Annotated in this window: 12 protein-coding genes; 11 read left to right on the forward strand and 1 reads right to left on the reverse strand. The window is 62.6% G+C overall.

Annotated elements, in window-relative coordinates:
• Positions 1-39 precede the first annotated feature (39 nt).
• From N1058_RS06475 to N1058_RS06500, 6 genes are all read left to right on the forward strand, one after another.
• Entirely contained in the window at positions 40-546 is a 507-nt protein-coding gene (locus N1058_RS06475; protein ID WP_265516680.1) for a TRAP transporter small permease subunit, read from the forward strand.
• Between the two features lie 2 nt (positions 547-548).
• Entirely contained in the window at positions 549-1,880 is a 1,332-nt protein-coding gene (locus N1058_RS06480; RefSeq protein WP_265516681.1) for a TRAP transporter large permease, read from the forward strand.
• Between the two features lie 40 nt (positions 1,881-1,920).
• Positions 1,921-2,961 (forward strand): TRAP transporter substrate-binding protein, encoded by a 1,041-nt coding sequence (locus N1058_RS06485; RefSeq protein ID WP_265516682.1) that lies wholly within the window; start codon positions 1,921-1,923, stop codon positions 2,959-2,961.
• Between the two features lie 135 nt (positions 2,962-3,096).
• A complete protein-coding gene (locus tag N1058_RS06490; RefSeq protein WP_265516683.1) occupies positions 3,097-4,464 on the forward strand; it encodes a glutamine synthetase family protein in 1,368 nt (455 codons plus the stop codon).
• 1 nt (position 4,465) lies between these two features.
• Positions 4,466-5,854 (forward strand): aldehyde dehydrogenase family protein, encoded by a 1,389-nt coding sequence (locus N1058_RS06495; RefSeq protein WP_265516684.1) that lies wholly within the window; start codon positions 4,466-4,468, stop codon positions 5,852-5,854.
• Positions 5,851-6,996: an iron-containing alcohol dehydrogenase gene (locus N1058_RS06500; RefSeq protein ID WP_265516685.1), complete on the forward strand. Its 1,146-nt coding sequence runs from the start codon at positions 5,851-5,853 to the stop codon at positions 6,994-6,996. Before N1058_RS06495 ends, N1058_RS06500 begins: the two co-directional genes overlap by 4 nt.
• Positions 6,997-7,260: 264 nt before the next feature.
• Here the strand turns inward: N1058_RS06500 and N1058_RS06505 are convergent, their stop codons facing one another.
• Positions 7,261-8,295 (reverse strand): LacI family DNA-binding transcriptional regulator, encoded by a 1,035-nt coding sequence (locus tag N1058_RS06505; protein WP_265516686.1) that lies wholly within the window; start codon positions 8,293-8,295, stop codon positions 7,261-7,263.
• A gap of 203 nt (positions 8,296-8,498) precedes the next feature.
• On the opposite strand from N1058_RS06505, the gene N1058_RS06510 reads away from it, so the two are divergent.
• The 5 genes from N1058_RS06510 (at position 8,499) to N1058_RS06530 (ending at position 13,595) form a co-directional block, all read left to right on the forward strand.
• A complete protein-coding gene (locus N1058_RS06510; RefSeq protein WP_265516687.1) occupies positions 8,499-9,731 on the forward strand; it encodes an ABC transporter substrate-binding protein in 1,233 nt (410 codons plus the stop codon).
• 93 nt (positions 9,732-9,824) lie between these two features.
• Entirely contained in the window at positions 9,825-10,721 is an 897-nt protein-coding gene (locus tag N1058_RS06515; RefSeq protein ID WP_265516688.1) for a carbohydrate ABC transporter permease, read from the forward strand.
• Entirely contained in the window at positions 10,714-11,655 is a 942-nt protein-coding gene (locus N1058_RS06520) for a carbohydrate ABC transporter permease (protein ID WP_265516689.1), read from the forward strand. The genes N1058_RS06515 and N1058_RS06520 overlap by 8 nt, the downstream gene beginning before the upstream one ends.
• A 3-nt stretch (positions 11,656-11,658) precedes the next feature.
• Positions 11,659-12,747 (forward strand): ABC transporter ATP-binding protein, encoded by a 1,089-nt coding sequence (locus N1058_RS06525; RefSeq protein WP_265516690.1) that lies wholly within the window; start codon positions 11,659-11,661, stop codon positions 12,745-12,747.
• A gap of 98 nt (positions 12,748-12,845) precedes the next feature.
• The gene (locus N1058_RS06530; RefSeq protein ID WP_265516691.1) at positions 12,846-13,595 is read left to right on the forward strand and encodes a sugar phosphate isomerase/epimerase family protein; all 750 of its coding nucleotides are present in this window, start codon (positions 12,846-12,848) and stop codon (positions 13,593-13,595) included.
• Positions 13,596-13,640: the final 45 nt, after the last annotated feature.

The raw sequence follows: 13,640 nt of genomic DNA on the forward strand, positions 1-13,640 counted from the left end.
TGAAGCATCGAGCACGAACAGGAACTGCGGAGGCTCCAAATGCCTGAACTGCTCCTGCGCTATGTCCGCGTCGTCGACCGGGTGAACCGTGCCATCGGTCGCTTCGCCATGTATCTCATTGTCGTCCTGGCGGGTGTCCTGATGTGGTCGTCCGTGTCCAAGCAGGTGGGTTACCCGTCGCTGTGGACGCTGGAAATGGCCCAGTTCGTCATGGTCGGCTACTACGTGCTCGGCGGACCTTACTCGATGCAACTCGGAGATCATGTGCGTATGGATCTTGTCTATGGTGCCCTCTCCGACAGGCGCAAGGCCGCGCTCGACGCGGTGACTGTGTTCGCCTTGATCTTCTTCCTCGGCGTCCTGTTTTATGGCGGCATCTCCAGCACCGTCTACGCGATCGAATATGGCGAGCGGGCGCATTCGGTGTGGCGGCCTTACATGTGGCCAGTCAAGCTCGTCGCCACCTTCGGAATTTTTCTGATGTTGCTGCAGTCCATCGCGGAGTTGATCCGCGATGTCGCCCGTCTTCGCGGCGTCGAGGCATAGGGATGGATTACACAGTCATCGCCCTTTTGATGTTCGCCTCGATGATGCTCATGCTGATCACAGGGCAGCGCGTCTTCGGCGCCATCGGCGCCGTTGCGGTGGCGGCGGCCCTTCTCCTTTGGGGGACGGGAGGCGTGGAGATCGCCTTCGCGCAGTCGATCAAGCTGATGAAATGGTATCCGCTGTTGACGCTGCCGATGTTCATCTACATGGGCTATGTCCTCTCAGAGAGCCGCATCGCCGACGATCTCTACGAGATGTTCCACGTCTGGTTCGGTCCGGTCCGTGGTGGCCTCGCCATCGGTACGATTGTGCTGATGGTGATCGTCTCTGCCATGAACGGTCTCTCGGTGGCCGGCATGGCGATCGGCGCCACCATTGCACTGCCCGAGCTTCTGCGGCGTGGCTACGACAAGATCATGGTCACCGGCGTCATCCAGGCAGGATCGTCGCTCGGAATCCTCATTCCGCCTTCGGTGGTGCTCGTGCTTTACGGCATGATCGCGCGGCAGCCGGTGAGCCAGCTCTGGCTGGCCGGGGCGCTGCCGGGGTTGATGATGGCCACCCTGTTCGTCGTCTACATCGCCGTGCGTTGCCGCCTGCAGCCGCATCTCGGCCCGGTCCTGCCTGAGGAGGAGCGCAATATACCGCTCAGCGAGAAGCTGAGGCTGCTGCGCGCGGGCATCCTGCCGCTCGCCATCTTCTTCATGATGACCGGCCTTTTCCTGATGGGCATCACCAGCCTTGTGGAGAGCTCCGCCGTCGGCGCTATTTCGGCGACGGCCGCTGCCGCCATCAAGGGCCGGCTGACGGCCAAGGTGTGGGAAAACACGCTGCGCAAGTCGCTCGGCATCACCTGTATGTTCATGTGGATCATCCTGGCGGCGCTCGCCTTCGGCGCGATCTTCGACGGGCTGGGCGCCGTGCGGGCCATCGAGGGCTTCTTCCTGGAGGATCTCGGCCTTGGCCCCTGGGAGGTGCTGATCCTGATGCAGCTTTCCTTCCTGCTGATGGGCACCTTTCTGGACGATACGGCGATGCTGGTCATCATCGCGCCGCTGTACATTCCGCTCGTCCGGGCGCTCGGCTTCGATCTCATCTGGTATGGCGTGCTCTACACGATCACCTGCCAGATCGCCTATATGACCCCGCCCTTCGGCTATAATCTGTTTCTGATGCGCGCGATGGCACCCCCCGAAATCCGCCTGCGCGACATCTACGCTTCCGTCTTTCCGTTCGTATTGGTGATGATTCTGGCGCTCGCGCTGGTGATGCTCTTCCCTCAGATCGCCCTGTGGCTGCCATCGCAGTTCCAGGGGAAGCTGCAGGGTTGACGAGGAAAACAAGAAACCGGGACCACAGAGGAGAACCATCATGACATCGAGACGCAATTTCCTGAGAACCGCCGGAATGGCGGGCGCGGCCAGCCTTGCGGCTCCCGCCGTCGTGCGCGCGCAGGCGCCGATCCGCTGGCGCATGCAGACTTATGCCGGCTCGACGCTGGGCGAGTTCGTGACGAAGCCTTTCGTCGATGCCTTCAACGAGGCGGCCAATGGCGAGATGGAGATCGAGCTGTTCTACGCCGACCAGATCGTGCCGACCGGCGAACTCTTCCGCGCGCTGCAGGCCGGCACCATCGACGCCGTCCATTCGGACGACGATTCCATGGCGGCGCCCGTGGAAGTCGCCGTCTTCGGCGGCTACTTCCCCTTCGCCACGCGGTCCATACTGGACGTGCCGGCGCTGTTCCAGCAGTACGGCCTCGCCGACATCTGGCGCGAGCAATATGCGCAGGCGGGCGGCGTGGTGTGGCTTTCGGCTGCCGGACAGGACCCCTGCCACTTCAACACCAAGAAGCCGATCCGCAGCCTGTCCGATCTCCAGGGCCTGCGCCTCTACACTTTCCCGACCGCCGGCCGCTTCCTGGCCCAGTTCGGCGTCGTGCCCGTGTCGATCCCCTATGAGGACGCCGAGGTGGCGGTGCAGACCGGCGAACTCGACGGCATGGCGTGGTCGGGCATCACCGAGGACTACACCGTGGGGTGGGCGGACGTGACCGACTACTTCACCACCAACAACATCTCCGGTGCCTGGATCGGTTCGTGGTTCGCGAACGAGCGCAAATGGTCGGACCTGCCGGATCATCTCAAGGCGCTCTACATGTCCTGCATGGAAGCAAGCCACACCTTCCGCAACCAGTGGTACTGGGGCGGCGAGGCAAAGCTGCGCGCCGGCGGTGAGAAGCTGGAACTGACCACCGTACCGGCGGCCGAGTGGAACGAGGTCGAAGAAGCGGCAAAGAAATTCTGGGACGAGATCGCCGCGGAAAGCGAGACCAAGGCGAAAGTGGTCCAGATATTCAAGGACTACAACGCCGTTATCAACAAGTCCGGCTTCCCCTACAGCGCGTCCTGAGCGCGCTCCGAGACAGGCGCTCCCGCTAGACCGGGGGCGCCTCATTCATGACAGCCCATTGTTTGTCGCGGGATCTTTGCGAACAAGAACAGTGTCCACTTTTTCGTGTCCCGCTCTAAGAAAGTCGAGAACGCCATGCCCGGAAAGCTGACTTTGGAAGAACTGAGGGCCGCAGCTGCGGCTGGCGAGATCGACACCGTCCTGGTGGCGCTGGTCGACATGCAGGGGCGGCTCATGGGCAAGCGCTTCCACGTCGATTTCTTCCTCGAAAGCGCTTTCGAGGAAACCCATAGCTGCAACTATCTCCTGGCGACGGACCTCGAAATGTACACGGTCGAGGGTTACCGCGCGACGAGTTGGGAGACCGGCTATGGCGACTACACGATGAAGCCGGACCTCACCACCATGCGGCGTATTCCATGGCTGGAAGGCACAGCGCTGGTGCTGTGCGACGTGCTCGACCACCACACCCATGCCGAGGTTCCGCATTCCCCGCGCGCGATGCTGAAGACGAAGATCGAAAGGCTGAAGGCGCTGGGCATGAAGCCCATGATGGCTTCGGAGCTGGAGTTCTTCCTGTTCCGCGATTCCTACGAGGAGGCCCATGCCAAGGGCTATCGCGGGCTGGAGCGGATCAGCGCCTACAACGAGGACTACCACATCTTCCAGACCACCAAGGAAGAAGGCGTGATGCGGGCGATCCGCAACGGCCTGAACGGCGCCGACGTGCCTGTCGAGAACTCCAAGGGCGAGGCCGATGCCGGGCAGGAGGAAATCAACGTCCGCTACGCCGACGCGCTGACCATGGCCGACCGCCACGCCATCGTGAAAAACGGCTGCAAGGAGATCGCCTGGAAGAACGGCCGCGCCGTCAGCTTCATGGCCAAATGGGACAATGCGGCCGCCGGCAATTCCTCGCACGTTCATCAGTCGCTGTGGTCGCTCGACGGCAAGCCGCTTTTCTTCGACGCCGACAAGGAACACGGCATGTCGGACCTGATGCGGAACTACATGGCGGGCCTGCTGGCGCATGCCGGCGAGATCACCTATTTCCTCGCGCCCTACATCAATTCCTACAAGCGCTTTGCCGCCGGGACATTCGCGCCGACCAAGGCGATATGGTCGATGGACAACCGCACCGCCGGCTACCGCGTCTGCGGTGCCGACAGCAAGGCCGTACGGGTGGAGTGCCGGGTGGGCGGGGCCGATCTCAACCCCTATCTTGCATTCGCCGCATTGCTGGCGGCGGGGCTGGACGGTATCGAGAACGAGCTGGCGCTGGAGCCCGCCTTCGTCGGCGACGCCTATCACGGTCGCGACGTTCGCGAGATTCCGCAGACCCTGCGCGACGCCACCGCAGCGCTCGACACGTCCCGCTTTATGCGGACAGCTTTCGGCGACGAGGTGATCGACCACTATGTGCACGCCGCGCGCTGGGAGCAGACCGAATATGACCGCCGCGTCACCGACTGGGAAGTCCGCCGCGGATTTGAGAGAGCCTAAGATGACAGACACCTTGAAATGCATTTCGCCGATCGACGGCTCCGTCTATGCGGAGCGTCCGATCATGCCGCCCACGGAGGCCGCCAAGCGGGTCGAGCGCGCGGCCAAGGCGCAGAAGACATGGGCCGCCCGCCCGCTGGACGAGCGCATCGCCCTGGTCAGCGCCGGCATCGCCCGCCTCAACCAGATGGCAGACGAGGTGGTGCCGGAGCTCGCCTGGCAGATGGGAAGGCCCGTCCGCTACGGCGGAGAGTTCGGCGGCATGAACGAGCGCGCCGACTACATGGCCAAGATCGCCGCGCGGGCGCTGGCGCCCATCGAAATCGAGGGTTCGGCCACCTTCTCACGCTTCATCCGGCGCGAGCCGCATGGCGTCGTGATGGTCATCGCGCCCTGGAACTATCCCTACATGACGGCGATCAACACCATCGTTCCGGCGCTGATCGCGGGCAATGCGGTGGTGCTGAAGCATGCAACGCAGACCCTGCTCGTGGGCGAGCGGATCGCCCTTGCCTTTCACGAAGCGGGCGTGCCGGAGGAGGTTTTCGTCAATCTCTTCCTCGACCACAGGGGCACCGAGGCGCTGGTCTCGGCCGGCCTTTTCGACTTCGTCAATTTCACCGGATCGGTCGGCGGCGGCAAGGCCATCGAGCGCGCCGCCGCCGGCACCTTCACCGGTCTTGGGCTGGAACTGGGCGGGAAGGATCCCGCCTATGTGATGGAGGATGCCGATCTCGACTGGGCGGTCGACGTGCTGATGGACGGCGCCATGTACAATGCCGGCCAGTGCTGCTGCGGCATCGAGCGGCTTTACGTGGCCGAGCCGCTGTTCGACACCTTCGTGGAAAAATCCGTCGCCTGGGTGGAAAAGCTCAAGCTCGGCAATCCTCTCGATCGGGAGACGACCATCGGGCCCATGGCCAACAAGCGCTTCGCGGCCGAAGTGCGCAGCCAGACGGCCGATGCCGTGGCGCAGGGAGCGCGTGCCTTGATCGACCCCAAGCTGTTCCCGCAGGACGATGGCGGCGCCTATCTGATGCCGCAGATCCTGGTCGATGTGAACCATCAGATGCGCGTCATGCGCGATGAAAGCTTCGGCCCCGTCGTCGGCATCATGCCGGTCAAGAACGACGACGAAGCGCTGGAACTGATGAACGACAGCCCCTACGGCCTCACCGCCTCGCTATGGACGGCGGATGCCGAGCGCGCGGAGCGTATCGCAAGCCTGGTCGAGACCGGGACCGTATTCCAGAACCGGGCGGACTATCTGGATCCGGCGCTGTGCTGGACCGGCTGCAAGGACACCGGCCGCGGCGGCGCGCTGTCCGAAATCGGCTTTCACAACCTCACCCGCCCGAAATCCTTCCATCTCAGGAAAAGAAAATCATGAGCCAGACTGCCAATTGGTCCTACCCCACCAGCATCCGTTTCGGGGCAGGGCGCGTGAAGGAACTGGCCGAGGCCTGCAAGGCCGCCGGCATGAGCCGGCCGCTTCTCGTCACCGACAAGGGCCTGGCGCCGCTGCCCATCACCAGCCAGGCGCTTGCCGTCCTCGGCGACGCGGGGCTGGGCGCGGCGATGTTCAGCGACGTCGATCCAAATCCGGACGAGAACAATCTCGCCGCCGGCATCAAGATCTTCAACGAGGGCGGCCATGACGGCGTCGTGGCGTTTGGCGGCGGTTCGGGGCTGGACCTCGGCAAGCTCGTCGCCTTCATGGCCGGGCAGACGCGGCCCGTGTGGGATTTCGAGGACATCGGCGACTGGTGGACCCGCGCCGACGCGGCAAAGATCGCGCCCATCGTCGCCGTGCCGACGACGGCAGGCACCGGCTCTGAAGTCGGCCGCGCCGGCGTGCTGACCAACTCCGTGACCCATGTCAAGAAGATCATCTTCCACCCGAAGATGCTCCCCGCCGTCACCATCTGCGATCCCGAGCTGACCGTCGGCATGCCCGCAACGATCACGGTCGGCACCGGCATGGATGCCTTCGCCCATTGCCTGGAAGCCTATTCCTCGCCCTTCTACCATCCCATGAGCCAGGGCATCGCGCTCGAGGGAATGCGGCTGGTGAAGGAGAATCTTCCAAAGGTCGTGGCCGACCCCGGCAATCTGGAGTCGCGCGGGCACATGATGAGCGCCGCCGCCATGGGCGCCGTCGCCTTCCAGAAGGGTCTCGGCGCCATCCACGCGCTCTCCCATCCCGTGGGCGCGATCTACAACACCCATCACGGCATGACCAACGCGGTGGTGATGCCACCCGTCCTAAGGCTCAACCGTCCGGCCATCGAGGACCGGATCGCGGCCGCGGCCGCCTATCTCGGCATTTCCGGCGGGTTTGACGGCTTCTACGACTTCGTCATCGGCCTGCGCGCCGAACTCGGCGTGCCGGACCGGTTGGGCGAGCTTGGCGTTGGGACCGATCGCATCGGCGACATGGTCGAGATGGCGCTGGAGGATCCAACGGCCGGCGGCAATCCCGTCCGGCTCGACCCGGAGAATACCCGGAAGCTGTTCGAGGAAGCGATCTGAAAGGGCGAAGAAGCCGGCCCTAGGTCACAGTAGGAGCGGGTTGAGTTCAGCTTATTTCGCCGTCGTCACCCCGGAAGCCCGTCGGGGCTATCCGGGGCCTATTGGAAGCATATCATGGAGAGCGGCCCGGTCCTCGCGTCGGCGCATTTCAGCGCCACCTACCCCTTCTGCGGAGACCGGCCGTGCCTCTCAATGGGTCCCGGCTCTGCGCGGCTTACGCCGCTTGTCCGGGATGACGGCAGGTGCGTTTGATCCGTCTTGGATTCATTTATTCCCTAGCGGCGCCGTGCTTTTCCTGACTACCAGCTCGACGCCCAGCACCTGATGCACCGCTGAGGCGGCTTCGGTTCGATCGCCGCTGATCTGCTCGATGAGCAGCCTGGCGGCGGCGTTGCCGATGGCGTTGCGGGGCTGGTGTATCGTGGTCAGGGGCGGGATGAAGCGCCGGGCGATATCGATATCGTCGAAGCCCACGATGGAGACGTCACCGGGCACGGACAGCCCTTCCTGGCTGATCTCGGATATGAAGCCGCAGGCCATCTGGTCGCTGGCGCAGAACAGCGCGGTGGGGCGCTCCTTCATTGCGAGCCATTGCTGCGCCGCATCCGCGCCCGACTGCAGGCTGAAATCGCCGTCGATGAACCACTCGTCGCGGATGTCGAGCCCCAGCGAACGCAGCGCATCGCGCGTGCCTGCAAGGCGAGTCTCGGTGAGCACATTGCCTGGAGGGCCCATGACGTGGCCGATATCCCGGTGCCCCAACTCATAAAGGTGCCTCACCGCCAAGGCCGCCCCGGCCTCGTTGTCGATGGCTACATTGGGAAAGGAACAGTGGGCGATCCATTCGCAGGCGAAGACGATCGGCGGCATGGCGCCGGATGCCTGCCCGTCGCCGAGCAGGGCGCGCGGCAGGGAGCCGTCGAGCGCGATCAGCCCGTCGGCCCGCGTGTTGTGCAGGTAACTGACGAGCTGGGTCTGGTCCGCGTTGGGATGTTTGGTATCCACGATCAGCACGGAGAGCCCTTCGGCCGCCGCCGTCTGCTCGATGCCTGAAAGGATGCGGGAGAAAAACGGATTGCCGAGATTGGGCACCAGCACGACGATGGCGCCGGTGCGCTTGCGTCGCAGGTTTCGAGCCATCAGATTGATGTGGTAGCCGGTCGTGCGGATGGCGGCGAACACGGCTTCGCGCGTCGCTTCCGATACGATGTCCGGGTTGCTGATGGCCCGACTCACCGTCGCCGTGGAAACACCCGCAACCCGCGCAACATCTTGAATAGTGGTCGCTTTCTTATCCAATCCCGCTCCACCCTGTTGCCTGGCTCCGCTCTTCCGGAGAAGCATCCCATAAAAAGGCTTGACACTTTTGCCATGGCAAATCAAGCTATATGTAATCGATTACAGATGCCGACATATGTTACCATGTAATCGATTGCACCGGTAGGAGGCCGGTGTTTTGTTTTTCTGGTCCGCGCGTCGGGCTGCCGAACGGGAGGAATGAGATGAACACATTGAAAGCCGTATTGGCCGCGTCCACCATGCTGAGCGTTGTCACGACCGCGTCCGCGGTCGATCTGGAAGTGACGCATTGGTGGACCTCCGGGGGCGAGGCTGCCGCTGTCGCGGAATTCGCCAAGGCGTTCGACGCCACCGGAAACAAATGGGTCGACGGCGCCATTGCCGGTGGCGGCAACACTGCCCGTCCGGTCATGATCAGCCGCATCACCGGCGGCGATCCGATGGGCGCCACACAATTCAATCATGGTCAGCAGGCGGCAGAACTGGTCGAGGCAGGTTTCATGCGCGATCTGACCGACCTGGCCGAGCAGGAGGGCTGGCGCGACGCCATTGAGCCTTCGTCGCTGCTCGACAGCTGCACGCTTGACGGCAAGATCTATTGCGTGCCTGTCAATATCCACTCCTGGGAATGGCTGTGGCTTTCCAACAAGGCCTTCGAGGACGCCGGCGTGCCGGTCCCGACGAACTGGGACGAGTTCGTGGCGGCTGCTCCTGCGCTTGAAAAAGCAGGCAAGATCCCGCTCGCCGTCGGTAGCCAGTCCTGGCAGATACATGGCGTGTTCCGTGTGCTCTTGATTTCGCTCGCAGGGCCGGAGATCTATCAGAAGGTCTATGGCGAGAAAGATGCCGAAGTGGCGGCCGGTCCGGAGATCGCCAAGATATTCAAAGCCGCTGATGACGCGCGCAAGATGGCTGCCAGATCCAATGTGCAGGACTGGAACCAGGCGACCAATCTGGTGATCACCGATAAGGCCGGAGGCCAGATTATCGGCGACTGGGCCCAGGGCGATTTCCAGGTGGCGGGCGAAGTCGCGGGCGAGGACTATACCTGCCTTCCGGGTCTCGGCGTGGGCAAGGCTCTGGAAACCGGCGGCGACGCGTTCTACTTCCCATCGGTGGACGATCCGGAGATATCCAGCGCCCAGGACGAACTGGCCAGGGTTATGCTCGATCCCGAGGTGCAGGTTGCCTTCAACCTGAAGAAGGGGTCGGTGCCGGTTCGCGGCGATATCGATCAGAGTGCCGCCAACGACTGTATGAAGAAGGGGCTGGCAATTCTGGAGGGCGGTGGCGCCGTCCCCTCGCAGGAGCAATTGATGTCGCCGGACATTATCAATCAGATCAACGATCTGATGACGGAATTCTTCAGCACGCCCTCTATGACGCCGGAGGATGCGCAGCAGCGTTTCGCCGGTATCATCGGCAGCGCCTCCTGACCGCGTGACGATGAACACCGGCCTGCCACAGGCGGGCCGGTGCCTCGTAACCTTTAGGTCCTGACCCTAGTTCGCCGGCCGGGAGATCATGCGATGACGCAGCAAAGCCGTCCGAACCAGCTTTTCCGAAATCTTCACGCCAAGATCGCGGCCATACCGATGATCTTTACGGCGGTGGTGGTTTTCGCTGGCGGAACGCTCTGGACGATTTTCTATTCCTTCACCGACTCAGGCCTGCTCCCCCGTCTGAAATTCGTAGGGCTGGCTCAGTACGAGCGTCTCTGGTCGACGCCTCGCTGGCTCATATCTATCGAAAACCTCTTCATATATGGCCTCGGCATGCTGGTCTTCTCGCTGGTGGTGGGCTTCATCCTCGCCGCGCTGCTTGACCAGAAGATCCGTTTCGAGAACACGTTCCGCACGATCTTTCTCTACCCCTTCGCTCTTTCGTTTATTGTCACGGGTCTCGTCTGGCAGTGGATTCTCAATCCCGAATTCGGCATCCAGAATGTGGTTCGACAGATGGGGTGGGAGAGCTTCGCCTTCGACCCGCTCTATAACCCCGACATCGTCATTTACGGCATCCTGATCGCCGCGCTCTGGCAGAGCACCGGCCTCATCATGTGCCTGATGCTGGCCGGGTTGCGCGGCATCGACGAGGACATCTGGAAAGCCGCGCGCATCGACGGCATTCCGATGTGGAAGACATATCTCCTCATCATCGTACCAATGATGAAGCCGGTCTTCATCACCGCCCTCGTGATCATCGCGACGGGTATCGTGCGCGTCTACGACCTCGTCGTTGCGCAGACCAGCGGCGGGCCCGGGATCGCCTCGGAGGTTCCGGCCAAGTACGTCTACGACATGATGTTCTCTTCGCAGAATCTCGGCCAGGGCTTTGCCGCCTCCACGATGATGCTGCTCTCGGTGCTGATTGTCGTCATCCCGTGGGCCTATCTCGAATTCGGAGGGAAGAAACGTCATGGCTGACACAGGCGCCCTCAACAGAGCCGGAGTAGCGGCCGGCACGATTCCCCGGGAACTCTCGGGCCCACGCGGCGCGCGGCCGAGGCGCATCGTTTCGCGCGGCAATATCATCCTTTACGGCACGCTGTTCGTCATGGCGGTCTATTATCTCCTGCCGCTTTACGTGATGGTGGTGACATCGCTGAAGGGCATGCCGGAGGTACGCCTCGGCAACATCTTCTCCCCACCCATGGAGATCACTTTCGAACCATGGGTCAAGGCATGGGCAACCGCTTGCACGGGCCTCAATTGCGAGGGGCTCTCGCGCGGTTTCTGGAACTCGGTGCGCATCACGGTGCCCTCCGTCATCCTGTCGATCGCCATCGCCTCCATCAATGGCTATGCGCTCGCAAACTGGCGCTTCAAGGGGGCGAACCTGTTCTTCACGATCCTGATTATCGGCGCCTTCATCCCCTATCAGGTGATGCTCTACCCGATCGTCATCCTACTCCGGGAAATGGGGCTCTACGGCAGCCTTACCGGGCTGGTGCTGGTGCACACGGTCTTCGGCATGCCCATCCTGACCCTGCTTTTCCGCAACTATTTCTCATCCATACCGGAGGAATTGTTCAAGGCCGCGCGTGTGGACGGAGCGGGCTTCTGGGGCATCTATTTCAAGATCATGCTGCCGATGAGCCTGCCGATCTTCGTAGTCGCGATGATCATCCAGATCACCGGCATCTGGAACGACTTCCTGTTCGGCGTCGTCTACACCAAGCCGGACCTCTATCCGATGACCGTGCAGCTCAACAACATCGTCAACTCCGTGCAGGGTGTGAAGGAATACAACGTCAACATGGCGGCCACGATCATCACCGGCCTCGTGCCGCTCATCGTCTATTTCGCATCCGGAAAACTCTTCGTCCGCGGCATCGCCGCAGGCGCGGTGAAAGGGTAGGCCATGTCCAGCGTAATCATTAACGACCTTTCGCTCAGCTTCGGCGATGTGAAGGTCCTCCAGAGTCTCGATCTGGAAATCGGGAAGGGTGAGTTCCTCGTCCTTCTGGGCTCCTCCGGTTGCGGCAAGTCCACGCTGCTCAATTGCATCGCTGGCCTGCTCGACATCACCGACGGGCAGATATTCATCAGCGACCGCAACGTCACCTGGGAGCAGCCCAAGGATCGCGGCATCGGCATGGTGTTCCAGTCATACGCGCTCTACCCGCAGATGACGGTGGAGGGGAACCTCGCCTTCGGCCTGAAGAACGCCCGCGTGCCGAAGGCCGAGATCGCCAAGCGTATCGCCCGGGCGGCGGAAATCCTGCACATCGAACCGCTGTTGAAACGCAAGCCGGCGCAGCTCTCCGGCGGTCAGCGGCAGCGGGTGGCGATCGGCCGGGCGCTGGTGCGCGATGTCGACGTGTTCCTGTTCGACGAACCGCTGTCCAATCTGGACGCCAAGCTGCGGGCCGAACTGCGGGTGGAGATCAAGCGGCTGCACCAGCAGCTCGAAAACACCACGATGATCTATGTCACCCATGACCAGATCGAGGCCATGACGCTGGCCGACCGCATCGCCATCATGCGCGACGGCGCCGTTCAGCAGCTCGCCGACCCGGCCACGATCTACAATCGCCCGGTCAACAAATACGTTGCCGGCTTCATCGGATCGCCGATCATCAATTTCGTGGACGGGCAGCTCGTCATGAACAGCGATCCCTTCCTGAAGGCCGGCGATCTGAAAGTTCCGCTGGCGCGATACGAATTCAGCGGCAACGGAGCGCGCGAAGGCAATGTCGTCTTCGGCATGCGGCCCGAGCACATTTTCATGGACAAGGCGGCCGAAGACCTGCCGTTCAGGGCCGAAGCCGTCGTAGAGGTTATCGAGCCGATGGGCGCCGATACGCTCGTGTGGTCCCGCCTGGCCGGCCACGAGTTTCGCTTCCGGGTGGATGGCCAGACTGCCATCAAGAAGGGAGATCGCATTGCCGTTGGCTTCGACCCGGCCCGCGCCTCGATTTTCAATGCGGAGACGGAGATGCGCTTGTGACCTTCGAACGACCGGCGCCGAATTAGCAGGACCACCAGAACATTGCCCGGTTCGTTATCGTTGCGAGGCGTGCGGACCTTCCAATAGTGGAGAAAGATATGACCGCGTTTTCCTACCAGCTTTATTCCTCCCGAGAGTTTCCGCCCCTGGACAAAACCCTCGCCATGCTCAAGTCGCTCGGCTACGCGCAGGTCGAAGGCTATGGCGGCGTCTATGGCGATCTGGCGGGCTTGAAGGCGGCGCTCGACGGGGCCGGCCTTTCGATGACCTCCGGACATTTCGGGATCGATGCGCTGGAAAATGAGGCCGACAAGGTGCTGGAGATCGCCAGCACCGTCGGCATGAAGGCGGCGTACTGCCCGTTCCTGATGCCCGACCAGCGGCCTGCGGATGCGGCCGGCTATGCCCGCTTCGGCGAGCGTCTGCAGAAGGCGGGGGAGAAGCTCGTCAGCGCCGGCCTGGTCTTCGGCTGGCACAATCACGATTTCGAGTTCCGCGCCCTGCCGGGCGGTTCGATCCCCCAGGAGGAGATATTCCGCGGCGGGCCCGATCTTTCGTGGGAGGCCGACATTGCATGGATCGTCCGCGGCGGCGGCAACCCGATCGAGTGGATCGAAAAACACGGCAGCCGCATCACAGCCGTTCACATCAAGGACATCGCGCCCGAGGGCGAATGCGCCGATGAAGATGGCTGGGCCGATGTCGGCACCGGCACGATGGACTGGAAGTCGATCATGGACGCGGTGCGGGCGCATACCAGCACGCGCTTCTTCGTGATGGAGCATGACAAGCCGAACGACCATGAGCGCTTCGCGCGCCGGTCCATCGAGAACGCACGCAAATTCTAGATCAGTTCGCCGTCTCGCAGAAACGCAGAACTGGTCCAACTGTTT

The sequence above is a fragment of the Nitratireductor luteus genome (assembly GCF_026162365.1).
Classification (GTDB): Bacteria; Pseudomonadota; Alphaproteobacteria; order Rhizobiales; family Rhizobiaceae; genus Chelativorans; species Chelativorans luteus.

Bases quoted from the DNA above. Each gene is read 5' to 3' on its own strand.
- N1058_RS06475 (WP_265516680.1), top strand. From the start codon at position 40: ATGCCTGAACTGCTCCTGCGCTATGTCCGCGTCGTCGACCGGGTGAAC.
- N1058_RS06530 (WP_265516691.1), top strand. From the start codon at position 12,846: ATGACCGCGTTTTCCTACCAGCTTTATTCCTCCCGAGAGTTTCCGCCC.
- N1058_RS06480 (WP_265516681.1), top strand. From the start codon at position 549: ATGGATTACACAGTCATCGCCCTTTTGATGTTCGCCTCGATGATGCTC.
- N1058_RS06500 (WP_265516685.1), top strand. From the start codon at position 5,851: ATGAGCCAGACTGCCAATTGGTCCTACCCCACCAGCATCCGTTTCGGG.
- N1058_RS06515 (WP_265516688.1), top strand. From the start codon at position 9,825: ATGACGCAGCAAAGCCGTCCGAACCAGCTTTTCCGAAATCTTCACGCC.
- N1058_RS06520 (WP_265516689.1), top strand. From the start codon at position 10,714: ATGGCTGACACAGGCGCCCTCAACAGAGCCGGAGTAGCGGCCGGCACG.
- N1058_RS06485 (WP_265516682.1), top strand. From the start codon at position 1,921: ATGACATCGAGACGCAATTTCCTGAGAACCGCCGGAATGGCGGGCGCG.
- N1058_RS06510 (WP_265516687.1), top strand. From the start codon at position 8,499: ATGAACACATTGAAAGCCGTATTGGCCGCGTCCACCATGCTGAGCGTT.
- N1058_RS06525 (WP_265516690.1), top strand. From the start codon at position 11,659: ATGTCCAGCGTAATCATTAACGACCTTTCGCTCAGCTTCGGCGATGTG.
- N1058_RS06495 (WP_265516684.1), top strand. From the start codon at position 4,466: ATGACAGACACCTTGAAATGCATTTCGCCGATCGACGGCTCCGTCTAT.
- N1058_RS06490 (WP_265516683.1), top strand. From the start codon at position 3,097: ATGCCCGGAAAGCTGACTTTGGAAGAACTGAGGGCCGCAGCTGCGGCT.